The organism is Reyranella sp. GW821-FHT14A01, from assembly GCF_058803965.1.
The window spans coordinates 275,328-298,552 of the sequence record NZ_JBXAPM010000009.1 but is presented as its reverse complement, the minus strand read 5'-3'; the positions used below and the strand labels follow the sequence as shown (position 1 = coordinate 298,552).

Genomic DNA, 23,225 nt, shown 5'->3' with positions numbered 1-23,225 from the left:
GGGCTCCTGTTTGGGAGCGTCTGGATAGCACGCACCCAGCCTTTTCCTGAGGCAAAGGAGCCGCATTGCGGCCTTGCACGGTTCGCGCCATAAGGCGGCCCATGTCCGCCCGTTTCACGACCCTCGGCCGCTATCCGACGACCCGCCTGCGCCGCAATCGCGGCGAGGAATGGTCCCGCCGCCTCGTCGCCGAAAACAAGCTCTCCGTCGACGACCTGATCTGGCCGGTCTTCGTCCAGGAAGGGCAGAACGCCCGCACCCCGGTCGCCTCCATGCCGGGCGTCGACCGCCTCTCGATCGACCTCTTCGCAGAGGCCGCGAAGGAGGCCCGCGACCTCGGCATTCCCGCCATCGCGATCTTCCCGGAGACCGATCCCAGGGCCAAGACGCCCGACGCGCGCGAGGCCTACAACCCGGGCAATCTCGTCTGCCGCGCCATCACCGCGGTGAAGAAGGCCGTCCCGGATATCGGCATCGTCTGCGACGTGGCGCTCGACCCGTTCAACAGCGACGGCCATGACGGCATCGTACGCGACGGCCGCATCCTGAACGACGAATCGGTCGAGGCATTGGTCAAGCAGGCGATCGTCCAGACCGAGGCCGGCGCCGACATCCAGGCGCCATCGGACATGATGGACGGCCGCATCGGCGCCATCCGCGCCGCGCTCGACGCCAAGGGCTATCTGCATGAGCAGATCATGTCGTACGCCGCCAAGTACGCGTCGGCCTTCTACAACCCGTTCCGCGACGCCATCGGCAGTTCGGGCGCGTTGAAGGGCGACAAGAAGACCTACCAGATGGACTACGCCAACTCCGACGAGGCGCTCCGTGAGGTGGGCTTCGACATCGAGGAAGGCGCCGACATGGTCATGGTGAAGCCTGGCCTTCCCTATCTCGACATCGTGCGTCGGGTGAAGGACACGTTCGGCGTGCCGACCTATGCCTACCAGGTGAGCGGCGAGTACGCGATGCTGCGGGGCGCCGCCGATCGCGGCTGGCTCGACTGGAACAAGGTGCTGATCGAGACGCTGACCGGCTTCAAGCGCGCCGGCTGCGACGGCATCCTGACCTATGGCGCTGTAGATGCGGCGAGGCTGCTGAAATCCAAATGATAGAGCGTCCGTCCGCCCGTCTCATCCTGCTCGACCCGCAGGATCGCCTCTTCCTCTTCAATGTCCACGATCCCGAGGTGTTCGATCCGGCCAAGCCGTTCTTCGATCCCTTCTGGGTGATGATCGGCGGCATGGTCGATCCGGGCGAGGATTACGCCCAGGCCGCCGTGCGCGAGGCCGGCGAGGAAACCAAGCTGCCGGTGATCGACACGCCGCGCTGGGTGTGGAAGCGCGAACGCCGCATGAGCTGGCGCGGCAAGGACGTACTGCACAAGGAGCGCTTCTTCCTGGCGCGCACCGACCGCACCGAGATCGACACGTCGGGCCTCGACGAGAAGGAACGGAGCTGGACGCGGGGCCATCGCTGGTGGAGCGTCGACGAGATCGCCGCCTCGCCCGACCGCTTCGAGCCGTTCGACCTGCGCGCTCACCTGTCCGCTCTCCTGCGCGACGGGCCGCCGGCCGAGCCGCTGGCTCTCAGCTAACGACGGTCGCCGCGCTCCTTCTCCTCGCGCTCCCGCTTGCGCCGTTCCTGTTCTTCCGCTGCGCCGCGATAGGCGCGCCAGGCCAGGACGAGCGCGACCAGGGAACAGGCCACGCCGACGATCATCGCGATTGGTTCGGCCTCACCCATGTTCGAAGAACCTCATGACGGCCTCGTCGCTCCAGGGATACCGGCTGCCTGCGCCATGGAAGCCGACATGGCCGCCTCGTGTCGGCAATAGCGGCGTCAGCGTCTTGTTGGCGTTCCAATCGTAGCTTGTATAGAGCGCGCCGGGAATCCACGGATCGTCCAGCGCGCCCAGCACCAGGGTCGGGACACGGATCTCGCCCATGAAGCGAACGGGTTTGCAGCGCTCATAGTAATCCTCCGCGCCGGCAAAATCATGGCGGGGCGCGATGAACACCTCGTCGTATTCCCAGATCGAGCGCGATCCCAGGATGGCCGACCGCTCGACCGCGGTGAGTTCCGCACCCGTCGCGGTCGCTTCGGCTTTCATCAGGCCGAGGATGTGCCGGTGATAGAGGGCGTTGCGACGCTCCAGCATCCGGCGACAGGTCGCGGACAGGTCGATGGGAGCGCAGACCGTCGCTGCTGCCCGCACGGGGGCGGCCTCGCCCTCCTCGCCGAGATACTTGAGCAGCATGGCGCCGCCCAGCGAATACCCAACCGCTTGCACGCCCTCACGCGTCAGTTCGTCCGGCAGGTTCGCCAGCAAGGCCCGGAAATCCTGGCTGCGGCCGGCATAATATTGCCCGCGGCAGGTCGCGCGCGAGGGGCCGGCGCCACGCAGATTGAGCCGGAGCACGCGCTGTCCGGCATCGAGCAGGCAGCGGGACATGCTGTGGATGTAGAAGCTCTCCTGCGAGCCGGTGAGACCGTGGATCAGAATCGTCAGCGGTTTACCCGCACGAGCCTCCGCCGGATGATCCAGCGTGCAGGCGAGCCGGTCGCCCGTGCCGTCACGCAGATCGATGGTCAGGCGTTCCGATGTATGGGGTGCGAGGTCGCGACGCGGCGGACGCAGGTAGTTTGCGACGGTCTGGAGATCGGCGCCCCACCAGGGAAAGCGCGGACGGAAGAGCGGGAGATCGAGGGTCACGCCTCGATGGTAGCAAGCCGGTCGATGAATTTCTCCACCGCGAGATCGCACCAGGGCCGCGTACTGTCATGGGCATGGAAACCGATATGCCCGCCCGCCGGCGGCATCAGCGGGACGAGCGATGGATTGGCCGCCCAGTCGACTTCCCGGTAGTACTCGACGGGGATCCAGGGATCGTCGCAGGAGGCGATGACCATCGTCGGCACGCGGATCTCGGGCATGAAGGTCAGCGGCGAGCAGAGCTCGTAGTAATCCTCGGCGCCGCGGAACCCGTAGCGCGGCGAGATGAACCGGTCGTCGTATTCCTTCACGCTGCGCGCCGCCTTGATGATCTCGCGCTCTTCCGGCGAGGTGAGCGCGCCCGGCGCCAGCGCTTCGGCCTTCATATCGTTCAGCAGGTAGGCCTGATAAAGCCAGTTGCGCGTGCGCGACATGTGCTTGGCTGTGCGAATGAGGTCGATCGGCGCGCAGATCGTGGCGGCGCCGAGCAGCGGCGAGAACGAACCCTCCTCCCCCAGGTATTTCAGCAGCATCGCGCCGCCCAGCGAATAGCCGACGGCAACCACGCCGTTTTCGGTCAGGTCTTCCGGCAGTTGCGAGAGCACGCGACGGAAATCGGCGGTGCGACCGAGATGGTAGTGCTCGCGGCAATAAGGGCGCGACGGACCCGAGCCCCGCGTGTTGAGACGCAAGACGCAATAGCCGCTGTCGAGCAGATCGCGCGCCGCCTTGAGCATGTACGGGCTGTCTTCGCTGCCCGTCAGGCCGTGGATCAGAAGGACAAGCGGCCTACCTGCTTTGGGTTCAGCCGGCCGATCGAGCATGCCGAGCAGGATATCGCCGGTTCGATCGGCCATCGGAAAGGCCATGCGCTCGCTGGTATGCGGCGCCAGATCCGACGCACGGGCACCCGTCAGCAGGATCGCGATGGTCTGCAGGTCCGGCCCCCACCACGGAAAGCGCGGCTTGAAGGGTGGCAAATCGAGGGAATCGATGGACGGGGGCACGGTCGGTCCGTATTCACACTTTCGTTTCGATGAAAACGTCCAATGCCCCGCCAAGTTCCCCGCTGCTCGGGGTGCTGTTCGCCGTCGCCGCCGCCGTCACTTTCAGCACGGCAGGCGTCATTGTGCGGCGGATCGACCTTCCCGCATGGGATGTGTCGTTCTGGCGCTCGGCCCTGCTGGTCGGAACGATGCTGCCGCTCCTGATTTGGCAGCGCCGGCAGGTCCTGATCGACGTGCGCAATGGCGGCCCGGCCCTTCTCCTGAGTGCCTTTCTGCTCGCCGGAAGTTTCGTGAGCTTCATCCTGGCGCTGGGCCTCGCTCCGGTCGCCAATGTGCTGATCATGTTCGGCGCGACGCCGTTCATCACGGCCCTGGCCGCCCGCCTCTTCCTGGGCGAGCCCCTGCATGGTCACACGATCCTCGCCATGTTGGCCGCCGTCGTCGGTCTTGCGATCAGCGTGGCCGGTTCCCTGCAGCCCGGCGCGCTCGCCGGCATGGCCGTCGCCCTGATCGTGGTCCTGTGCATGAGCGGCAATTATGTCGTGGTCCGCCACCGCCGTGACATCGGCATGACGCCCTCGATCTGGCTGGCCGGCCTCATTTCAGGGCTCGTGGCACTGCCCTTCGCACATCCAGAGAACGTCACTTGGTCGCAGCTTCCGTGGCTGTTTGCACTCAGCCCCGGCCAGCTCGCGGTCGGATTGCTCCTCTACATGGCGAGCCTGAAGCGCATTCCGGCGGCCCAGGCCTCGCTGCTCGGCCTGCTCGAACTGGTGCTGGGTCCGATCTGGGTGTGGCTGTTCGATGGCGAAAAGCCGGACGATCTCACCTTGTTTGGCGGCGTCATCGTCCTCTCGGCGGCGGCGGCCAATGTGTGGCTGGATTCACGGCGATCCACTGGCTAAGAACCGGAGATGACCCAGAATACCAAGGGCCCGCTGTCGGGCATTCTCGTGATCGATCTCTCCCGCATCCTGGCGGGCCCCTACTGCACCCTTCTGATGGCCGAAATGGGCGCCCGGGTGATCAAGGTCGAGCCGCCCAAGGGCGGCGACGATGCCCGCGCCTACGGTCCCTTCGTGAACGGCAAGTCGACCTATTTCGCGTCGGTCAACCGCGGCAAGGAGAGCATCGCGCTCGACCTCAAGGCCGACGGCGACCGCAAGATCTTCGAGAAGCTGCTCGAGAAGGCCGACGTGGTGGTCGAGAACTTCCGCCCCGGCACGATGGAGAAGCTGGGCTACGGCTGGGAGACGCTGCACGCCAAATATCCGCAGCTGATCTACGCCTCGGCGTCGGGCTTCGGCCATACCGGCCCGAACTCCAAGGATCCCGCCTACGACATGGTCATGCAGGGCCAGGGCGGCATCATGAGCATCACCGGCAACGAGGGTCAGCCGCCCAGCCGGGTCGGCATGTCGATCGGCGACATCGGCGCGGGCCTCTACACGGCCGTCGCCGTCAACGCCGCGATCGTCCATCGCCTCAAGACCGGCGAATCGACCAAGGTCGACATCGCGATGTTCGACTGCCAGCTCGCGCTGCTCGAGAACGCCATCATGCGCTACACGGTCGAGAAGGAAATCCCCGGCCCGCTCGGCGCGCGCCATCCGACCATCACGCCCTTCGAGGCCTTCGCCACGTCCGACGGCTCGATGATCATCGCCGCGGGCAACGACAGCCTGTTCATCAAGATGTGCGAGGCGCTCGGCCGCTCCGACATGGCGACCGATCCCGCCTACAAGTCGAATGCGCTGCGCCAGAAGAGCCAGAAGAAACTGAAGGACGAGATCGAGTCCGTCCTGAAGACCAACACGACCGATCACTGGATCGCCGTCGTGTCCAAGGGCGGCGTGCCCTGCGGCCCGATCAACAACATCGCGCAGGCCATCCAGCATCCGCAGGTCGCCGCGCGCAACATGCTGGTCGACGTGCCGGACGGCAGCGGCGGCACGCTGAAGCTGGCGGGCAACCCGCTCAAGATGTCGGCCTTCGCCGACCCGACGACGCGCCCTGCCGCGCCCGACCTCGACAGCGACCGCGACGCGATCCTCTCCTACCTCGGCGGTTGATCCGGTGAGGCTGTTGCTTCGCGTCGCGGCCTTCCTGGGCAAGGTCCTGGTCGGCACGGCGCTGGCGCTCGCGGTCTTCCTGGCCGGCACCTACTTCCATGTGCGCGGGGCGCTGCCGAGCTACAGCGGCAATCTCGAAGCCGCGGGCCTCAAGGCCCCGGTCGAAATCCTGCGCGACAAGAATGCGGTACCGCACATCATCGCGGGCTCGATCGAAGATGCCTCCTTCGCGCTGGGCTATGTCCACGCCCAGGACCGCTTCTGGCAGATGGAGTTGATGCGCCGCGTCGGCCAGGGACGGCTGGCGGAACTGGTGCCGCCGAGGCTCGTCGGCAGCGGCCTGGTCGACAGCGACCGCACCATGCGCGGCCTCGGCGTCTATCGCCGCGCCTCGGAGAGCGTGAATGCGCTGTCGCCCGCCATGCGCGCGCGTCTCGACGCCTACGCCGCCGGCGTCAATGCCTGGATCTCCGACGACGACCAGCAGTACGGGCTGGAACTGACGCTGATCAAGCTCCTGTCCGGCGGCCGCTACCGCCCGGAGCCGTGGCGGCCGGCGGATTCGCTGGTCTGGGCCAAGCTCATGGCGCTCGGCCTCGACGGCAACTGGCGCGCCGAGCTGCTGCGCCTGCGCCTCTCGCAGAAGATCGGCGAGGACGGCGTCAAGTTCCTGATCGAGCCGGCCGGCGACAGCAAGGACTCGACCCTGTCGATGGTCCTCGCCGCCGTGAAGGACATCGATCTCGACCGCATCTTCCGCGGCACCGACAACGAGGTCACGCGCAAGCGCATGGCGTCGAACGAATGGGTCCTGTCCGGCGCCCATGCGGTCTCGGGCCGGCCGCTGCTCGCCAACGACCCGCATCTCGGCTTCTCCTTCCCCGGCGTCTGGTACCTCGCCCGCCTGGTCGGCCCTGGCTTCGACATTCGCGGCGCCACGTCACCTGGCTCTCCTGCGGTCGTGCTGGGCCACAACGGCACCGTCGGCTGGGGCTTCACGACCACCAACCTCGACAGCCAGGACGTCTTCGTCGAGAGGGTCGATCCGACCGATCCCAACCGCTACATCACCCCCGACGGCGCCCGCCCCTTCGCGGTGCGCGACGAGACCATCAACGTCGCCTGGGGCGATCCGATCACGATGCGCGTGCGCGAGACGCGGCACGGGCCGGTGATCGACGACTTCGTCCGCCGCGGCGAGAACCTCACGCCGCAGGGGCACGTGCTGGCCCTGCAGGCGACCGCGCTCGACGGCTCGGATACGTCGGTGGAAGGCTTCGGCCGTGTCGGCTCGGCGCAGAACTGGGAAGAGTTCCTGGCCGCCGCGCGTCGCATCGTCTCGCCGATGCAGAACATGGTCTATGCCGACACGTCGGGGAATATCGGCCTGATCTCGCCGGCGCGCGTGCCGATCCGGCGCAAGGGCGACGGCTCGATGCCGGTGCCGGGCTGGACCTCGGAATATGACTGGGCGGGCTTCGTACCGTTCGACGAACTGCCGCGCGTCTACAATCCGGTGGGCGGGCTGATCGTCAACGCCAACGGCCGGCTGGTGCCCGACGATTATCGCCACTTCATCAGCAAGGACTGGGCCGAGCCCTACCGCCAGCGCCGCGCCGCCCAGCTCCTGGGCGAGGTCGAGCGCCATCCCGTCTACGGCATGATCGTCATGCAGGCCGACAACCTGACGCTCGATGCCGCCGAGATGCTGCCCTACCTGCTGAAGGGCGCGCCGCGCAATGCCCGCGCCGCCCAGGCGCGCGAGCTGCTCAGCCGCTGGAACATGTTCATGCTGGCGAGCCGGCCGGAGCCGCTCATCTACGATGCCTGGATCGCCGAGCTGCAGCGCGGCCTGCTGGCCGACGAGCTGGGCGAGGACCTCTACAATTCGATCGCCGTGCCCGATGTGCCCCTGATGGTCCGCGTCCTGCGCGACAAGCCGGGCTGGTGCGACGATGGCGGCACCAAGCAGACCGAGACCTGCGAGACGGCCATCGCCCTGGCGCTCGACCGGGCGCTCGACTGGATCGCGCGCCGCCAGGGTCCCGACATGGCCAAGTGGCAGTGGGGTCGCGAACATTTCGCGGTGCATCGCCATCCGCTGTTCGACGGCGTGCCGCTGCTGCGCGACATTGCCTCGGTGCGTTACCCGGCGGACGGCGGCAATCAGACGCTGAACCGCGCCGCGCCCTCGTTCCGCGGCAACCGGCCGTTCGATGCGGTGCACGGCGCCGGCTATCGCGGCATCTACGATTTCAGCGATCTCGAGAACAGCCGCTTTGCCACGCCGCTCGGCCAGTCGGGCAACATGCTCTCGCCCTGGGCGCGCAACTTCGTCGACCGCTGGCAGAAGCTCGCCTACATCAACATCGGCGGCACGCGCGCCGAGACGGCCCGCAGCGCCATCGGCACGATCACGCTGTCACCGCCGTCGTCGCGCTGACGTTCATTGGAGCGCGCCACTCCAGTGGCGCTCAAGCTTCGTTGATTAGAAAGGCATGAGCGCCACTGGAGTGGCGCGCTCCATTGAGACGTCAGGCCTCGAGCGTCGACGTCCGGCGCGCCAGCAGCTTGTCGATGCGGCGGCCGTCCATGTCGACGATCTCGAAGGTCCAGCCCTGGTAGGTGAATTGCTCGCCGGCGACCGGCAGGCGGCCGAGTTCGGCCAATGCGAAGCCCGCGACCGTGTGGAACTTGGTGTTGACCGGCAGCTTGTTGATCTCCAGCCGGTCCAGGGTCGCATGGACCGGCGCCATGCCGTCGAGCAACAGCGAGCCGTCCTCGCGCACGACGACATCGGGATGCTCGCCCGGCCCTTCCGGCAGGTCGCCGGCCAGCGCCTCCAGCAGGTCGGTTTGCGTGACGATGCCTTCGATGCCGCCATATTCGTCGACCACCACGGCGAGCCGCACCGGCGCCTTCTTGAACTGCTCCAGCACCTTGAAGATGGGCATGCCCTCATGGACCATCAGCGGCGTCGCGACCGCCGCGCGCGGATCGAGCGCGCCGCCGCGCAGCATCTGGTTCAGCAGCTCCGACTTGGAGATCGCGCCCAGCAGGTTGTCGATGCTGCCGTGCGCCAGCAGCATCTGCTCGTACGGGCTCTCCAGAATCCAGCGCACGCATTCATCGTGCTCGTCGTTCATGTCGATCCAGTGGATCTCGGTGCGCGGCGTCATGATCTCGCCGATGCGGCGGTTGCCGATGTCGAGCGCGCGGACGACGACCTCTTCCTGCGCTTCCTGCAGGAGTCCCGCCTCCTGGCTGGCCTCGACCAGCAGCTTCAGCTCGCCCGGCGAATGCAGCGATTCCTCGCCGGCCCCCGGCTTCAGGCCGACTAGCCTCAGTACGAGGTTGCCCATCCCGTTCAGCACGAGGATCGCCGGCTTGAGCAGCCAGCGGAACAGGCTGAGCGGCCGGATGACCCACAGCGCCGTGCTTTCGGTGCGCTGCAACGCCAGGCTCTTGGGCGCGAGTTCACCCAGCACAATGTGCAGCGAGGTGATGATGACGAAGGAGATGCCGACGGCGATCGCATAGGCGCTGATGCCGGCGGTGGTGCCCCAGATCTCTTCCAGCGGCTTCTCGATCAGGTGCCCGATCGCCGGCTCGCCGATCCAGCCCAACGCCAGCGACGAGATGGTGATGCCGAGCTGCGTGGCGGCAAGGTTGGAATCGAGATGGTCGAGCGCGCGCGCCAGCGCCGCGGCGTTCATCCGGCCCGAGGCAGCCAGCTCCATCACGCGGCTGCGACGCACGGCCACCAGCGAGAATTCGGCCGCGACGAAGAAGCCGTTGGCGGCGACCAGCACCAATACAGCCAGAAGGCCACCCCAATCGGACATTCCATTCTCCCCGTTATCGCGGCGTGTCGCCGGCCAGCGTGATGCGGTGCATGATGCGCCGGTGGCCGTGATAATCGTTGATCGGATTGTGCATCGCGCAGCGATTGTCCCAGAAGGCGAGCGAGCCGGCCTCCCAGCGGAAGCGGCAGGTGAACTCGGGCCGCGTCTGGTGCTCCCACAGGAAGCGCAGCAGCGGCAGGCTCTCCTTCTCGGTCCAGCCCTTGATATGGGCGGTGTGGGCATCGGACGTATAGAGCGCCTTGCGCCCGGTCTCGGGGTGGGTCCGCACGATCGGATGCTCGGCCGTCAGGACCTTGAGCTCTGCGCCTGCCGCCTTCATGCGGTCCTCGCGGGTCTTGGTCACGTCCGCCTTGGCCGAGGAGCTGACACCGACCAGCCCGTCGAGCGTCGCCTTCAATCCGTCGGACAGCGCCTCGTAGGCGAGATACTGGTTGGCGAACATCGTGTCGCCGCCGAACGGCGGCACCTCGCGCGCCAGCAGCATGCTGCCCATCGGCGGCACCGGCAGGTAGGTCGTGTCGGAGTGCCAGATGCCGCCGAAATTATTGCGCTCGTGCTCGAGCTTCACCACCGGCGTGATCATCTGCGATTCCGGCAGGCCCTTGAGCTGCGGATACTCGATCGGCTCGCCGAACTTCCGCGCGAAGGCAAGCTGCTGCAGCGGCGTCACCGTCTGGTCGCGCAGGAAGATCACGAGATGGTCGAGCAGGGCCTGGCGCATCTCGGCCACGACATCGGCTTCCAGATCCTGCGCCATGTCCACGCCGTGGATCTCGGCGCCCAGTGCGCCCGCGATCGGCCTCACCTCGATGTGGCGATAGTTTCGCATGTCTACCTCTTGGCCCAGGAGGGCGTGGTCTTCGCCATGAAATGCCTGATCCCCTCCGCTGCTTCCGGCTGTCGCAGCAGCCCGACGAGGCTGGCCGCCGCCTCGTCGAGTATGGCGCGATCATCCCTGGTGGCGCAGGAGAGCACGAGCCGCTTCGCCACGGCCAGAGCCTTGGGCTCCATCTTCAGAATATCATCCAACAGACTCCGAAGAGTCGTCTCGACATCGGCATCTGACGCGCAGAAGTAACGGCCGACGCCTAGCCGGTGGGCCTCGACGGCGTCGATCACCCGCCCGGTCACGGCCAGGTCGCGCACCGGCCCCTCGCCCAGACGCCGCACCAGGAACGGAATGATCTGCGAGGGGATGAAACCGACCCTGGGTTCGGGAATCCCGAAGCGGGCACTGTCATGCAGGATCACGGCGTCGGAGCAACAGGCCATGCCGAAGCCGGCGCCGACCACCGAGCCTTCGACTACCGCGATGGTGGCCTGCGGCAGCCCCTCCAGCGCCTGCAGCGCGTTGCCGAACTGGCGGTAGACGGGCAGCAGCGGATCGACGCCATTGGCCGGCAGCGGCGGCAAGTCGGCCATGGTGTCGAGATCGCCGCCGGCGCAGAAATGACCGCCTGCCCCGCGCAGCACCAGCACGCGGCAATCGGCGTCCCTGCCGACGGCGACGAACGCGTCCTCCAGTTCGAGCATCATGCGGTGCGTCAGCGCGTTGCGCCGCTGCGGCCTGTTCAATGTCAGTGAGGTGACGGCACCCTGCCGTGCGATCGCGAGGAACTCGTAGTCGGCCATGGGCAAAGTCTTAGCGAGCGACTATCGTGCCAACAAGATGATGCGTTTCGCGGTTCCGCTGCTCGCGGTTTTCCTTGCCCTGACCGGTGCGGCGCGGGCCAACGACTGGGCCACCGTCACGACGCCGGCGCCCGGTCCCACGCAATCGATCGGCTTCTACACCGCCGGTTGCCTGCAGGGCGCGCAGGCGCTGCCGCTGGAGGGCCCCGGCTACGAGGCCATCCGCGTCAGCCGCAACCGCTACTGGGGCCAGCCGGTCACCATCGAGTTCATCAAGACACTGGCGGAGAAGATGCGCGCGGCCGGTCAGGCGCATCTCTACATCGGCGACATCGGCCAGCCGCGCGGCGGCCCTGCCCCGTCCGGCCATGCCAGCCACCAGGTCGGCCTCGATGCCGACATCTGGTTCGAACGCCAGCCCGGGCCACGCCGCGCGCCGGCCGACCGCGAAAACCCGCGCCTGCGCTCGCTGGTTCTCCCGAACGACAGCGGCATCGACGATTCGGTCTTCAACGAGCAGCATGTGTTCCTGCTGCGGACGGCCGCGCAGATGCCGAACCTCGACCGCATTTTCGTGAACAAGTGGATCAAGCAGCGCCTCTGCCAGACGACCGGCGGCGACCGCTCCTGGCTGCGCAAGCTCGTGCCCTGGTACGGGCACGACGAGCATTTCCATATTCGCCTCTACTGCCCGACCGGCAACCCGCAGTGCCAGCCGCAGGCCGACTATGCGCATGACGACGGTTGCGGCGAGGCGCTCGACTCGTGGTTTCGCAAGGCGCCGATCGTGGCACCGGCCACACCGCCCAAGCCCTACCGGCCGAAACTGCCGGCGGCCTGCACCGCCGTGCTCAACGCCCCCTAGAGCCGTCTGGCTCCAGGTTCGAGCCTGTTTTGGCGGGTGGGCCCGGTCGTTTCGTATATTTCGTTTATTTCGTTTGTGGTCCCTGGGACAGCACTCCAGCTAGCTGATCCCGCCACAGCGGTTGGCGCGCTGGCGGGCCTGCACGTCCAGCCAGTCGAGGCCGCCGATCGTGCCGATGCGGATCCAGTCGACCTGGATCGTGCCGTCCGGCACCCGCTTCACGACGTAGCGCGATTCCGCCTGCGGCGCGCTCTGCGGCACGTACAGGACCGTCGTCGTGCCGGGCGCCGAACCCGGCTCGATGTTCACGACGAAGCCGCTGGCCGCCGGGGCCGCGAGGCAGGCCACCATCGAATCGTAAGGAACCGTGTAGACGCTGGACCAGGCCGGCACCGGCTTCGGCGGCGTCAGCGGCTGATTAGCCATCTTGTCCACGTCCGAACACGCTGCGGCGGCGAGCGAAAGAAGAGCGGGAATCATCACGTGCTTGAGCATCACTCACCTCCGGAAACGGCCCTATTCTACTCACCTTGGCCGAGGAGTGAACCGGCCCGGCGCGAGGAGCGGAAGAACCACTGGAACACCTGGAAGCCGATCACGAGATAGACGGCCGACAGGCCGAAGGCGATGGCCAGCATGTCCCAATGGACGGTCTTCTCCGCCATGATGGCGCGCATGCCCTCGAAGATATAGGCCGGCGGCAGGCCCCAGGCGATGACCTGCAGCCAGTGCGGCAGCACCGATATGGGATAGTAGACGCCGCTCACCGGCATCAGGACGAAGACGGCCGCCCAGGCGAAGCTCTCGGCGCTCTGCCCGACCCGCATCACCAGGCCCGACATGGCGAGCCCGATCGACCAGGAGAACATCTGCAGGATCACGAAGAAGGCCAGCAGCGGCAGGCCGAGCGTGTAGATCGAGTAGCCGAAGAACGCCCAGGCCAGCAGCGACACCGGGATCATGCCCAGCAAGGTGCGCAAGAGTGCGGCGATGATGATGCCGGTCGCCAGCTCCCAGGATCGGATCGGGCTTACGAACAGATGGCCGAGATTGCGCGACCAGATCTCCTCCAGGAAGGCGATCGACAGCGAGAGGTTGCCGCGGACCACGACCTCCCACAGCAGCAGTCCCGACAGCAGCACGCCCGCCGCCTGCGCGACAAACGAGGCCTGCGGCAGCAGGTATTGGGTCATGAAGCCCCACATCACCATCTGCACGGCCGGCCAGTAGATCGAATCCACCAGGCGCATCACCGAGCTGCGCCAGAGATAGATGTGGCGCAGCACGAGCGCGTAGATGCGCTGAAGCGAGCCGCTCATGGCGCATCCCCTTCCCGCTTCAGCGCGTCGAGACCGCGGCCACGGCCGCGCGCCATGTCGAGGAACACCTCCTCCATGTCCTCGCGGCCGAACCGTTCGAGCAGCTCGCGCGGGCTGCCGCGTTCGAAGACCCTGCCGGCCTGCAGCAGGATCACGTCGTCGCACAGCCGCTCGACCTCGGCCATGTTGTGCGAGGCCAGCAGGATCGTGGCATGGGTTTCGTGCTGGTAGGTTTCGAGATAGCCGCGCACCCAGTCGGCGGTGTCGGGATCGAGCGAGGCCGTCGGCTCGTCGAGCAGCAGCACGTCGGGCTTGTTGATCAGCGCCTTGGCCAGCGCCACGCGCGTCTTCTGGCCGGCCGACAGCTTGCCGGCCGGCCGGTCGAGGAAGGCCGCGACCTGCATGTGCTCGGCGATCTCCTCGATGCGATGGCGCAGGTCCTTGACGCCATAGAGCCGGCCGTAGAACTGCAGGTTCTGGCGCACCGTCAGGCGGTGCGGCAGGTCGACATAGGGCGAGGAGAAGTTCATGCGTGGCAGCGCCGCATAGCGCCGCCGCAGCATGTCGATGCCCAGGATCTCGATGCTGCCGCCCGTCGGTTCGAGCAGGCCGAGCAGCATGGCGATGGTCGTGGTCTTGCCCGCGCCATTGCCGCCCAGCAGTCCCAGCACCGCGCCACGCGGTGCCGAGAAGCTCAGATCGTCTACGGCGACGATCTCGCCATACACCTTGCGCAGGTGCTGGACCACGATGGAGGGAGCTGCGGACATGCCGGCATCACAATGCCTTGACCGCCGCTTCGATGCGATCGAGGCCCTTGCTGAGCCGTTCCGCGCTGGACGCGAAGCACAGGCGCACATTGCCCTGCCCGCCCGGCCCGAACGCCTCGCCAGGCGCGAGGCCCACCTTGTACTGCTTCGCCATCGTCTTGCAGAAGGCTAGCGTGTCCTCGACGCCCTCGACCGAGAAGAAGGCGTAGAAGGCCGCATCCGGCCGCGCGATCTTCACCTTCGGCAGCGCCGAGAGCCGCTGGAACACCAGCTCGCCGCCGGAGCGGCAGCGCTCGACCATCTGGTGGACGAAGTCGTCGCCCTTCTCCAGCGCGGCGACCGCGCCCTTCTGCAGGAAGGCGGGAACGCCCGATGTGTTGATCTGCACCAGCTTGGCGAACTGGTCGCCCAGCGCCGCCGGGTGGGTGAGCCAACCCAGGCGCCAGCCGGTCATGGCCCACGGCTTGGAAAAGCTGTTGAGCACGATCACCGGATCGTCCGGTCCGGCCAGCTCGAGGAAGGACGGCGCCACCTGACGGCCGTCGGGCCGCTTGGTGTAGATCAGGCGGGCATAGACCTCGTCGGCCATGATCCAGAGGCCGCGCTTCTTCGCGAAGTCGAGGAGCGCCGCCTGCTCCTCGGAGGTCATCGTCCAGCCCGTCGGATTGCCCGGCGAGTTGACGAAGATCGCGCGCGTGCGGTCGTCGACGGCATCGAAGATCTTCTGCAGGTCGAGCTTCCAGCCGCCGGTCGGCGTGCGATCGAGCGACACGTATTTCGGCACACCGCCCACCAGCTTGGTGGCCGAGGTGATGTTCGGCCAGATCGGTGAGACGATCACGATGTTGTCGCCGGGATCGAGCAGCAACTGGCACGTCAGCAGGATCGCCTGCATGCCGCCCGTCGTCACGGTAAGACGCTCGACCGGGCACTTGATCCGATAAAGCCGCTCGGTATAGGCCGACAGGGCGCTGCGCAGCTCCGGGATTCCGCGCTGCCACGTATAGAAAGTGTCGCCGGCCTGCAGGCCCTTGGCGGCCGCGTCGCGCACGAAGTCGGGAGTCACGAGGTCGCTCTCGCCGAACCAGAGCGGCACGACGTCGGGATCCCCGAACACGGTCATCGCCACTTCGGAAATGGGGGTTTCCGGCATGCCGGCCGTGGCGCCGCTCAGCGACGCAATATGACCCGGCGCAATAAATCTGTTCTGGTCTTGCATCAAACGGACGTAGCGCATCGTTCGGAATTGCGCCAGACGCCCACCTGCCCGACAATTGTTGGCGGTGAGGCCCAGCCAGACTAATCGCTGAAAGGAGAAAGCCGTGAAGTACCCCGCATGCCTGCTTTCGTGCCTTCTGGTCGCCGGCTGCGTGCACGGCGACAATGTAGAGCGCCTGCAGGCCGGGATGGATCGTGAGCAGGTTCGTGTGCTCTTGGGCCCGCCCGACGGCTCGACCCATTCGCCGGGCAAGGATTGCGCCTACTACACGGTACTCAAGGACTTCTGGAGCCGTACCCCATGGTCCATGTCGGACCGCTACTATGTCTGCTTCACCGACGGCCGGGTCGAGACCTACGGCCGGGCAGACCAGCCGGGATCGGCTGAGATGACAGCGCGATAGACCGGCGTTACGGTACCGTCAGGGAGAGACAATGCATTCACACCAGGAAGACGGGCAGATCGCGCAATGGCTTGGCGAACGCCAGGACAGCCTCTACGCCGACGGGCGACGCTGCGATGAAATCCAGTACCTGCAGTGCAAGCTGATCCTGAAGCCCGATCGCTTCACCTCGGCCCACGTCTTCAAGGAGTTCGCGGCCCTCGTCCAGCGCGCCGCGGCGACCACCGGCGTCGGCTATCAGCACACGCCAAAATCCCAGCAGAGACCCGAGGTGCGCGAGGTCCTGTTCCTCGATACCGGCGGCTACCATCTCTACAACAACAGCTTCATCGTGCGCCGCCGCATCGCCTATGAGGACGGCTTCGCGATCGGCGACCCCGAGATCGTGTTCAAGTACCGCAGCGACAGCATGGCGAAGGCCCAGGCTCTCGACGTGCGGCCGCACATCGACGGCAAGTACAAGATCAAGTTCAAGCTCGAGGTCATGCCGCTCAAGGAGCGGATCGGCGGTATCCGGCGACTGCTGTCGCACAATGTCGAGTTCGGCCTCAGCCAGGCGCCTGAAGCGGCCCGCATCGTGATGTCGTCGCTGGGCAACATGTCGCTGCCCGAGCTGACGCAGATCTTCCCCGTCCTGTCCTCGGTCAATTGCGACGGCCCCAACAACGTCTCGCTGGTCAACCAGACGATCGTCGAGGAACTGCTGCAGGATATCTGCCTGCTCGACTTCGGCCATCACACCGCGGCGGCGGCCAATCTCGGCCTGTGGCGCGCCCGCGGCGACCATCATGCCTTTGTCGGCGAATTCGCCTTCCAACTCCGTTTCGACGGACCCGAGGGGATCAGCCACAAATCGCTGAACCACTGCGAGCGCTTTTTCCTGGAGCTGCAGCAGGTCGCCGGCGACTGGCTGGCCCTCACCACGACCAAGACCGGCGCCGTGTACCGCCTGAAGGGCAACCCGCCGCAAGCGCACGAATGAGCGTCGCAGAAGCCCCTCCGCCGCCACCCCCACCGTCGCTCGGAAAGCTCTTCTGGGTCTTCCTCGTGATGGGCGCGACCAGCCTGGGCGGGGGCGTGGTCGCCTACCTGCGCACCGGTCTCGTCGTACGGCAACGCTGGCTCGACGATCTGAGCTTCGTGGAGCTGCTGTCAATCAGCCAGACCCTGCCCGGCCTGAATGCCACCAACATGTCGATCCTGGTGGGCGACCGCCTGCGCGGCGGCATGGGCGCGCTGGTCGCCACATTGGGCATGTGCCTACCCGGTGCGAGCCTGATGATTGCCGCCGGCTTCCTCTACGGCGCCGGCGGAGACGGTCCCTGGTCGAAGGCCTTCCTTCATGGGATCGCCGCCGGCGCGGTCGGCCTCATCGTGGTCGTGCTGGTGCAGCTCGGCGCCAAGACGTTGAAGACCTTCGCAGACTATGTGTTCGTCGTGGCGACGGCGGCGGCAGTCGCCTTCTTCAAGGTGCCGGTCCCCTATGCGCTGATCGTGGCCGGCATCGTCGCCATCTGGTGGCATCGGCCGCGCGACAGGGATGTGCCGTGAAACAGCTCTGGGATCTCGCCGGCGTCTTCGCCTACCTGTCGCTTCTCACCGTGGGTGGCGGTATGGCTGCCTTCCCGGAGATGAAGACACTCACGGTCGACACCTATCACTGGCTGACCTTTCCGGAACTGCTGCACTTCTACAGTCTCGGGCAACTCGCCCCGGGTCCGAACATGATGATGGTGGCGTCGATCGGCGTCATGGTGGGGCACATCCCGGGCGCGCTGGTCGCCCTCGTCGCCTTCTTCCTGCCGACCGGCCTGCTCACTTTCTTCGTCGGCCGCCTGTGGATCCATCTCGCCACCTGGCGCTGGCGGCCATCGATCCAGACGGGATTGGGCTCGGTCGCGGTCGGCCTGGTGCTCGCCGGCGCGATCATCATGGGCCGCGGCGCCATCACCGAAGTCTTCTTCGGCGTCGTCGCACTCGTGGTGTTCCTGCTGCTGTGGCGAACGAAGATCAATCCCGCCTATCCGATCGTGGCCTCGGGCCTCGTCGGCATGGCGCTCCACTACTTCAACATAGCGTAGTCACTGCAGGGTTGCCGTCTCCCCGGAGTATTCGGGCTCCAGCTCGCAACTCGCCCGGGAGACGCCGATCGCCACCACCTTGTCGCCGGCCTTCAGACAGCCATCGCGCCATTCGCCGGACAAGGTGGTACCCGCCAGTGTCACGGTGCCGAAACCGTTCGGCAGGTCGTTCTTATAAAGGCCTTCGAAGCGATCGGTCGCATTCCAGGAATACCGGCCGGCACCCTCGCGACGCCCGTTGCGGTAAGTACCCTCGAAGCGGTCGATCGGCTGGCCGTGTTCGGTCCACTGGGAGATGCCTTGCCCTTCCTTCAGCGAAGCACGGCACGTCCCGCTCCAACTTGCTCTGTCCTGCTTGTCGGGGTGCCAATCCCACATGCGGCAGCCCACGCCCGGCTCGAACAGCCAATCCCCCTGCTCACAGGGTGAATTCCAGCTGATCTGGACGGGATCGGGCTCATCGACGGCACAGTCGGGCTTGCCCGGCGCCAGAGCGATTTGCTGGGCCACGACAGGAAGCACCGTCAGCATCAGGGCTGACGAAACAAGCACTGGAAGAATTCTCACGGGACCCCCTTCGACGGTCTTGCGACCGTAGAAATGGAACGCTGCGAAGCGGGGACGGTTGCTCCCTTGTGCGGCTGAATGATGATGCCGCGAGGGATGAATTGAGGCGCAACTGCAACGTCGAAGGCCCTTACGCATTTACCCCGGACGTTTCGCAACACGAGGAGTGTCCCGATGAAGCTCGTCCTGCCGACTGCCGCGGCCCTGATTGCCGTCGCGTCGATCGCGGTCGCCCAAATGCCACCCACGACCGGTGAATCGAATACACCGGCTGTCCCACCGGCCGGGATGCCGGGAAGCGCGCCGCAGACCGCTACGTCGGCCCGCACCCAGATCGAAGCGAGCGGTTACACCAACATCAAGGATCTCAAGCGCAAGGACGATGGCTCCTGGCAGGCGACCGCCACGAAGAACGACATCGAGGTTGCCGTATCCGTCGACAGTTCGGGTGGTGTTACGCAGATTTCCCGCTGAGGCACTTTTGTGACGGTAAACCCGCCCCTGCAGCAGGGGCGGGTAATTGCGTCCGCTAGGCAATAACGGGCGTGCTATGATCGACCCATGTCATTGCTTCTATTGGGTCTGGCGCTTTTTCTGGGCGTCCATTTCTTTACAACTTTACGGGGACCTCGTGCGGCGGTGATCGGACGCCTCGGCGAGGGAGCCTACAAGGGCCTCTACTCCCTGATTTCGGCAGTTGGACTGATCCTGATCGTCGTCGGGTTCGGCTCGTATCGCAGTGCGGGCTACATTCAGGTATGGGATCCGCCTTTTGCGCTTTTTCATCCCATCTCGCTCTTTCTGTTGTGGTTCGCGTTCGTTGCCCTGGTGTCGACCTATGCGCCGCCCAGCCGCATCAAGTCGTTGCTCCGCCATCCCATGCTGGTTGCAGTCAAGGCCTGGGCGCTTTCCCACCTTCTGGTGAACGGCGATCTGGGCTCGATGCTGCTGTTCGGAGGGTTGCTGGCCTGGGCGGTCTATGACCGGATCTCCGTGAAGCGCCGGGGCGATGCCGGCGCTCCGCCCGTCGGCTGGTCGATCAACGATGCCCTGGTCGCGGGGATCGGCACCGTGGCCTATGTCGCCATGTTCTGGCTGCACGACAGCCTGATCGGCGTGACGGCTGCATAGCGGATGCGATCGCTGGCCCATTTGCATCGGCCATGATAGGTTCCGCCGCAAATTCAACCCTCGCGACAACTCCTCAAAAATCCCGTGATCGTCGACGCGCTGTTCCCTACCTATCGTTTCGACAAGTCAGACACCGATGACTTCATGGTCATCGACCAGTGGTCTTACGCTTGGGCAGCCTTCGGCGGGCCCCTGTTCGTTCTGTCGAAGCGGCTCTATTTCCTGGCCTTCATCGACGTCCTCGCCATGATCGTCATCGCGGGCGGAATCGTCTTCGGGCTCACCATCGTCGTCTATCTGTTCAGCGCCTCGCTGGAAGGCATGATCCTCATGCTCATCACCACCGGCGGCGGCCTTGCGCTGAACAGCATCGTCGCCGTGCGGCTGGTCCGCTACGGCTACCTGCAAAGGGGCTGGCGCCTCGGATTCTAGTGGTGATGCGGGTGGTGGCCGTGATGATGGCCGCCGCCGAACCGGTCGATGTGCAGCGGCTGCTTGGCGAGGCCCGGGCAGAAGGTGTTCACCACCTTCTCGACCTTGTCGTAGAGCGCCTTGGCGGGCTTGCGGCCCTTCTCCAGCCGCTCCCGCGCCTTCTCGGCCAAGCGTGCGAGCTGCGCCATGTCGACGTTCAGCAGCTTGCGGTCCTCGAGGATCATGCGGCCGGCAACCATCACCGAATGTACGGCCGATCCATCCTCGGTGTGCACGATCTGGTTGGTCGGATCGTTGAACGGGATCCAGTTGATATGCCCCAGATCGAGGAACACGATGTCAGCCTTGTAGCCGGCTTCCAGCTTGCCGATCTTGTCGCCGAGGCCCAGCGCCCGGGCGCTGCCGGCCGTCGCGGCGTGCAGCACCTCCTCGGTCTTGATCCATTTGCGGTTGTCGGGCCCCTGCACCTTCGACACCATCGAGGCCAGCCGCATGTTCTCGTACATGTTCTGGTTATCGGAACAGCTCGCGCCGTCGGTGCCGATGCCGACATTGACCTTGGCGTCGAGCATGCCGCGCATGTCGGCGATGCCGTTGCCCAGCACCATGTTCGAGCCGGGATTGTGCGAGACCGAGGCCCCCTTGTCGCCCAGCAGCTTCATGTCGTCGCCGTCGAGCCACACGCCATGCGCCACGGTGAATTTCGGCCCGACCAGGCCCAGCGAGTCCATGTAGGCGGTGAGCGAGGTGCCGTAGAGCTTGTAGCCGGCGACCACCTGGACCTTCGACTCGGAAACGTGGCTGTGCAGGCCGGTATCGTAGTCCTTGGCGAGCTTCAGGCAGGCCAGCAGGAATTCCTTGCTGCAATGGTGCGGGATGGTCGGTGCGACGGCGAGGTGCACGCCCTGCCGGTCGAGCTTCCAGCCGTGCAGCGCCTTCTTCATCTGCTTCACGCTCGCCTTGTAGGGCGAGAACTTATAGGCCTCGACCTCCTTCTGCAGCGACGGCGGCAGCTGGTCCATCAGGCCAGGGATCGCCTCGAAGAAGCTGGTGTCGGCCACCATCGGCGCCAGCATGGCCCGCATGCCGACATCGGCATAGGCCTGCCCGATCGCCGCCAGGCCCTCCGCCGTCGGCATGGGGAATTCGGCTGCCAGGTCGTAGGCCGCGGTACAGCCTTTCATCACCATCTCGCAGGCGCCGATCAGGCTCGACAGGTACTTGTCCTCGAGCGTGCGGGCGCCGCTCATGTAGGGACCGGCCGTCAGCAGCAGCTCCAGCGTCACCCCGTCGACCATGCCCTTGGCGAGATTGCCGTGGCTGTGCGTGTGGCCGTTGATCAGGCCGGGATGCAGCAGCTTGCCCTTGGCGTCGATCACCGTCGCCGATTCCGGCGCCGAGACCTTCGTCCCGATCTCCACGATCGTGTCGCCGTTCACCAGGATGTCGGCCTTGGGCGCGACATGGCCCTTGATGTCGACCACGCGGCCGCCGCGGATGACGGTCATCGACGCTTTCGGCGCTTTCGCCATGTCATTCACTCCCCTAGAGACTCGTCAGGCACCCGGCGTCGTATTGCTGCTCGACCACGGGAAGAAGACCCGCTCGGCGACGACCACGATCTGGAACAGCACGACACCCATCACCGACAGGATGATAAGCGCGCCGAAGGCCACCGGCACCTTGAAGAACGCCGTCGACGTCTGGATCAGGAAGCCCAGCCCGGCATCGGCATTGACGAACTCCGCGACGACGGCGCCGACGACGGCGAGCGAGATTGCCACCTTGAGGCCGGCGAAGATGAAAGGAATCGCGTAAGGCAGCCTGATGCGCAGCAGTTCGCTGAGCTTCGAGGCGCGGCAGGCGCGGCTGAGCTCGATCAGCTCCGGCGGCACCGACAGCAACCCGGTCGCGATCGAGATGACCAGCGGGAAGAACGCCACCAGCACGGTGATGACGATGCGCGGCAATTCGTTGGTGCCCAGCAGCACCACCAGGATCGGCGCCAGCGCCACCTTCGGGATCGACTGCGTCCACACCAGGAACGGATAGACCGCCGCCGCAATCGCCGGCGAAGCGGTCAGGATCACGGCCAGCGGCAAGCTGATCAGGATCGACACCAAGAAGCCCAACATCACCGTCTTGAAGGTCGCCATCGTATGGCCGGCCACGGTGGGACCGATGGCCAACGTGTCGTTCCAGATATCGACCGGCGACGGCACGAGATAGCCCGGGATCTTGAAGATACGACAGGCACCTTCCCACACCACGAACAACCCGATCGTGGCGAGCAGCGGCACCACCACCTCGTAGAGGGCGGCGCTCTTCTTCTTGCGGCGGGGCGGCTTCTGCCGCTCATCAAGCGGCGGCGCGGCCTGGACCGACATGGCGTGTTCCGAAGATGAGTTGACGGATGTGTTGGCTGGCTTCGTGGAATTCCGGCGTGGCTTCGGTATCGAAGCTGCGCGGGCGCGGCAGGCCGATATCGATGATTTCCTGGATGCGGCCGGGCCGCGGCGACATCACGACCACGCGGTCGGCCAGCACCACCGCCTCGGTGATCGAATGGGTCACGAACAGCACCGTCTTGGGCCGCTCGCTCCAGATGCGCAGCAGCTCCATGGTCATCTCCTCGCGCGTCAGCGCGTCGAGCGCGCCGAACGGCTCGTCCATGAGCAGGATGTCCGGGTCGTGCACCAGCGCCCGGCAGATCGCGACCCGCTGCTGCATGCCGCCCGACAGTTCGCGCGGCGACTTGCCCTCGAAGCCCTTGAGGCCGACCAGCTTCAGCAGCGCCATCGCCTTGTCGGTGCTGGTCGAATCGATGCGATGCATCATGCGCAGCGGGAACAGTACGTTGTCGAGCACGCTGGCCCAGGGCAGCAGGGTCGGCGCCTGGAATACGATGCCGGTCTCCGCCCGCGGCTCGGTGATCGCCTCGCCGCCGATCGACGCCCGCCCCGCCGTCGGCAGGATCAGGCCGGCAACGATGCGCAGCAGGGTGGACTTGCCGCAACCCGAGGGGCCCACAAGGGTGATGAACTCGTTGCGGCCGATCTCGAGCGACACGTCCTGCAGGGCCGTGACCTGGTCGCCGTCACGGCTGTTGAAGATGCGGGTGACCCGGTTGAGCGAGATCACGTTC

Annotated in this window: 27 protein-coding genes; 13 read left to right on the top strand and 14 right to left on the bottom strand. The window is 66.1% G+C overall.

Annotated features, from left to right (window positions below):
* The first annotated feature begins 101 nt into the window (after nucleotides 1–101).
* The gene (gene hemB, locus AC1ROX_RS18040; RefSeq protein WP_493127597.1) at nucleotides 102–1,112 is read left to right on the top strand and encodes a porphobilinogen synthase; all 1,011 of its coding nucleotides are present in this window, start codon (nucleotides 102–104) and stop codon (nucleotides 1,110–1,112) included.
* Nucleotides 1,109–1,597, top strand: a complete 489-nt coding sequence (locus AC1ROX_RS18035) for an NUDIX hydrolase (protein ID WP_493127595.1) — start codon at nucleotides 1,109–1,111, stop codon at nucleotides 1,595–1,597. The genes hemB and AC1ROX_RS18035 overlap by 4 nt, the downstream gene beginning before the upstream one ends.
* Here the strand turns inward: AC1ROX_RS18035 and AC1ROX_RS18030 are convergent.
* From AC1ROX_RS18030 to AC1ROX_RS18020, 3 genes are read right to left on the bottom strand one after another with little or no spacing between them, the layout of a single operon-like run.
* The gene (locus tag AC1ROX_RS18030) at nucleotides 1,594–1,746 is read right to left on the bottom strand and encodes a hypothetical protein (protein ID WP_493127593.1); all 153 of its coding nucleotides are present in this window, start codon (nucleotides 1,744–1,746) and stop codon (nucleotides 1,594–1,596) included. The genes AC1ROX_RS18035 and AC1ROX_RS18030 overlap by 4 nt on opposite strands.
* Nucleotides 1,739–2,716 carry a YheT family hydrolase gene (locus AC1ROX_RS18025; RefSeq protein ID WP_493127591.1) on the bottom strand — a complete coding sequence of 326 codons (978 nt, stop codon included), beginning with the start codon at nucleotides 2,714–2,716 and terminating at the stop codon, nucleotides 1,739–1,741. Before AC1ROX_RS18025 ends, AC1ROX_RS18030 begins: the two co-directional genes overlap by 8 nt.
* On the bottom strand, nucleotides 2,713–3,723 hold the full coding sequence (locus tag AC1ROX_RS18020; protein WP_493127589.1) for a YheT family hydrolase: 1,011 nt from the start codon (nucleotides 3,721–3,723) through the stop codon (nucleotides 2,713–2,715). Before AC1ROX_RS18020 ends, AC1ROX_RS18025 begins: the two co-directional genes overlap by 4 nt.
* A 71-nt stretch (nucleotides 3,724–3,794) precedes the next feature.
* Between AC1ROX_RS18020 and AC1ROX_RS18015 the strand changes: the two genes are divergently transcribed.
* The 3 genes from AC1ROX_RS18015 to AC1ROX_RS18005 are packed head-to-tail and all read left to right on the top strand — an operon-like array spanning nucleotide 3,795 to nucleotide 8,238.
* Nucleotides 3,795–4,628 carry a DMT family transporter gene (locus tag AC1ROX_RS18015; protein WP_493127587.1) on the top strand — a complete coding sequence of 278 codons (834 nt, stop codon included), beginning with the start codon at nucleotides 3,795–3,797 and terminating at the stop codon, nucleotides 4,626–4,628.
* A gap of 9 nt (nucleotides 4,629–4,637) precedes the next feature.
* Nucleotides 4,638–5,795: a CaiB/BaiF CoA transferase family protein gene (locus tag AC1ROX_RS18010; protein WP_493127585.1), complete on the top strand. Its 1,158-nt coding sequence runs from the start codon at nucleotides 4,638–4,640 to the stop codon at nucleotides 5,793–5,795.
* Between the two features lie 4 nt (nucleotides 5,796–5,799).
* Complete coding sequence (locus tag AC1ROX_RS18005; RefSeq protein ID WP_493127583.1) at nucleotides 5,800–8,238, top strand: penicillin acylase family protein; 2,439 nt, start codon at nucleotides 5,800–5,802, stop codon at nucleotides 8,236–8,238.
* A gap of 91 nt (nucleotides 8,239–8,329) precedes the next feature.
* Here the strand turns inward: AC1ROX_RS18005 and AC1ROX_RS18000 are convergent, their stop codons facing one another.
* Genes AC1ROX_RS18000 through AC1ROX_RS17990 form a run of 3 tightly spaced genes read right to left on the bottom strand, consistent with a single transcriptional unit; the run spans nucleotide 8,330 to nucleotide 11,293 of the window.
* The gene (locus AC1ROX_RS18000; protein WP_493127580.1) at nucleotides 8,330–9,640 is read right to left on the bottom strand and encodes a hemolysin family protein; all 1,311 of its coding nucleotides are present in this window, start codon (nucleotides 9,638–9,640) and stop codon (nucleotides 8,330–8,332) included.
* A gap of 13 nt (nucleotides 9,641–9,653) precedes the next feature.
* Nucleotides 9,654–10,490: a TauD/TfdA dioxygenase family protein gene (locus AC1ROX_RS17995; RefSeq protein WP_493127578.1), complete on the bottom strand. Its 837-nt coding sequence runs from the start codon at nucleotides 10,488–10,490 to the stop codon at nucleotides 9,654–9,656.
* Between the two features lie 2 nt (nucleotides 10,491–10,492).
* Nucleotides 10,493–11,293, bottom strand: coding sequence for an enoyl-CoA hydratase/isomerase family protein (locus AC1ROX_RS17990; RefSeq protein ID WP_493127576.1), 801 nt, complete (start codon nucleotides 11,291–11,293; stop codon nucleotides 10,493–10,495).
* On the opposite strand from AC1ROX_RS17990, the gene mepA reads away from it, so the two are divergent.
* Nucleotides 11,292–12,158: a penicillin-insensitive murein endopeptidase gene (gene mepA / locus AC1ROX_RS17985; RefSeq protein WP_493127574.1), complete on the top strand. Its 867-nt coding sequence runs from the start codon at nucleotides 11,292–11,294 to the stop codon at nucleotides 12,156–12,158. The genes AC1ROX_RS17990 and mepA overlap by 2 nt on opposite strands.
* Nucleotides 12,159–12,257: 99 nt before the next feature.
* On the opposite strand, the gene AC1ROX_RS17980 is transcribed toward mepA, so the two are convergent.
* Genes AC1ROX_RS17980 through AC1ROX_RS17965 form a run of 4 tightly spaced genes read right to left on the bottom strand, consistent with a single transcriptional unit; the run spans nucleotide 12,258 to nucleotide 15,370 of the window.
* Complete coding sequence (locus tag AC1ROX_RS17980) at nucleotides 12,258–12,653, bottom strand: hypothetical protein (protein ID WP_493127572.1); 396 nt, start codon at nucleotides 12,651–12,653, stop codon at nucleotides 12,258–12,260.
* 26 nt (nucleotides 12,654–12,679) lie between these two features.
* Nucleotides 12,680–13,477 carry an ABC transporter permease gene (locus tag AC1ROX_RS17975; protein ID WP_493127571.1) on the bottom strand — a complete coding sequence of 266 codons (798 nt, stop codon included), beginning with the start codon at nucleotides 13,475–13,477 and terminating at the stop codon, nucleotides 12,680–12,682.
* The gene (locus AC1ROX_RS17970) at nucleotides 13,474–14,247 is read right to left on the bottom strand and encodes an ABC transporter ATP-binding protein (protein ID WP_493127569.1); all 774 of its coding nucleotides are present in this window, start codon (nucleotides 14,245–14,247) and stop codon (nucleotides 13,474–13,476) included. Before AC1ROX_RS17970 ends, AC1ROX_RS17975 begins: the two co-directional genes overlap by 4 nt.
* Nucleotides 14,248–14,254: 7 nt before the next feature.
* Nucleotides 14,255–15,370 (bottom strand): pyridoxal phosphate-dependent aminotransferase, encoded by a 1,116-nt coding sequence (locus AC1ROX_RS17965; RefSeq protein WP_493127567.1) that lies wholly within the window; start codon nucleotides 15,368–15,370, stop codon nucleotides 14,255–14,257.
* A gap of 199 nt (nucleotides 15,371–15,569) precedes the next feature.
* On the opposite strand from AC1ROX_RS17965, the gene bamE reads away from it, so the two are divergent.
* Genes bamE through AC1ROX_RS17945 form a run of 4 tightly spaced genes read left to right on the top strand, consistent with a single transcriptional unit; the run spans nucleotide 15,570 to nucleotide 17,950 of the window.
* On the top strand, nucleotides 15,570–15,869 hold the full coding sequence (gene bamE / locus AC1ROX_RS17960) for an outer membrane protein assembly factor BamE domain-containing protein (protein WP_493127565.1): 300 nt from the start codon (nucleotides 15,570–15,572) through the stop codon (nucleotides 15,867–15,869).
* A 31-nt stretch (nucleotides 15,870–15,900) separates the two neighbouring features.
* Nucleotides 15,901–16,851 carry a hypothetical protein gene (locus AC1ROX_RS17955; RefSeq protein ID WP_493127563.1) on the top strand — a complete coding sequence of 317 codons (951 nt, stop codon included), beginning with the start codon at nucleotides 15,901–15,903 and terminating at the stop codon, nucleotides 16,849–16,851.
* Nucleotides 16,848–17,420, top strand: coding sequence for a chromate transporter (locus tag AC1ROX_RS17950; protein WP_493127561.1), 573 nt, complete (start codon nucleotides 16,848–16,850; stop codon nucleotides 17,418–17,420). The genes AC1ROX_RS17955 and AC1ROX_RS17950 overlap by 4 nt, the downstream gene beginning before the upstream one ends.
* Nucleotides 17,417–17,950, top strand: coding sequence for a chromate transporter (locus AC1ROX_RS17945; RefSeq protein WP_493127559.1), 534 nt, complete (start codon nucleotides 17,417–17,419; stop codon nucleotides 17,948–17,950). The genes AC1ROX_RS17950 and AC1ROX_RS17945 overlap by 4 nt, the downstream gene beginning before the upstream one ends.
* On the opposite strand, the gene AC1ROX_RS17940 is transcribed toward AC1ROX_RS17945, so the two are convergent.
* Nucleotides 17,951–18,481: a hypothetical protein gene (locus AC1ROX_RS17940; RefSeq protein WP_493127557.1), complete on the bottom strand. Its 531-nt coding sequence runs from the start codon at nucleotides 18,479–18,481 to the stop codon at nucleotides 17,951–17,953.
* A 210-nt stretch (nucleotides 18,482–18,691) separates the two neighbouring features.
* Here AC1ROX_RS17940 and AC1ROX_RS17935 point away from each other — a divergent pair, with 210 nt between their 5' ends.
* The 3 genes from AC1ROX_RS17935 to AC1ROX_RS17925 all read left to right on the top strand — a co-directional run bounded on the left by AC1ROX_RS17935 (nucleotide 18,692) and on the right by AC1ROX_RS17925 (nucleotide 20,080).
* Complete coding sequence (locus AC1ROX_RS17935) at nucleotides 18,692–18,991, top strand: PepSY domain-containing protein (protein ID WP_493127555.1); 300 nt, start codon at nucleotides 18,692–18,694, stop codon at nucleotides 18,989–18,991.
* Nucleotides 18,992–19,078: 87 nt separating this feature from the next.
* Nucleotides 19,079–19,648 carry an NnrU family protein gene (locus AC1ROX_RS17930; protein ID WP_493127553.1) on the top strand — a complete coding sequence of 190 codons (570 nt, stop codon included), beginning with the start codon at nucleotides 19,079–19,081 and terminating at the stop codon, nucleotides 19,646–19,648.
* Nucleotides 19,649–19,732: 84 nt separating this feature from the next.
* Nucleotides 19,733–20,080: a hypothetical protein gene (locus AC1ROX_RS17925; protein WP_493127551.1), complete on the top strand. Its 348-nt coding sequence runs from the start codon at nucleotides 19,733–19,735 to the stop codon at nucleotides 20,078–20,080.
* Here AC1ROX_RS17925 and AC1ROX_RS17920 read toward each other — a convergent pair.
* From AC1ROX_RS17920 to AC1ROX_RS17910, 3 genes are read right to left on the bottom strand one after another with little or no spacing between them, the layout of a single operon-like run.
* Nucleotides 20,077–21,612 (bottom strand): amidohydrolase family protein, encoded by a 1,536-nt coding sequence (locus tag AC1ROX_RS17920; RefSeq protein WP_493127549.1) that lies wholly within the window; start codon nucleotides 21,610–21,612, stop codon nucleotides 20,077–20,079. The two genes, AC1ROX_RS17925 and AC1ROX_RS17920, sit on opposite strands and share 4 nt — an antisense overlap.
* Nucleotides 21,613–21,636: 24 nt before the next feature.
* Entirely contained in the window at nucleotides 21,637–22,467 is an 831-nt protein-coding gene (locus AC1ROX_RS17915) for an ABC transporter permease (protein ID WP_493127547.1), read from the bottom strand.
* Nucleotides 22,439–23,221, bottom strand: coding sequence for an ABC transporter ATP-binding protein (locus AC1ROX_RS17910; RefSeq protein ID WP_493127545.1), 783 nt, complete (start codon nucleotides 23,219–23,221; stop codon nucleotides 22,439–22,441). The genes AC1ROX_RS17915 and AC1ROX_RS17910 overlap by 29 nt, the downstream gene beginning before the upstream one ends.
* Between the last annotated feature and the right edge of the window lie 4 nt (nucleotides 23,222–23,225).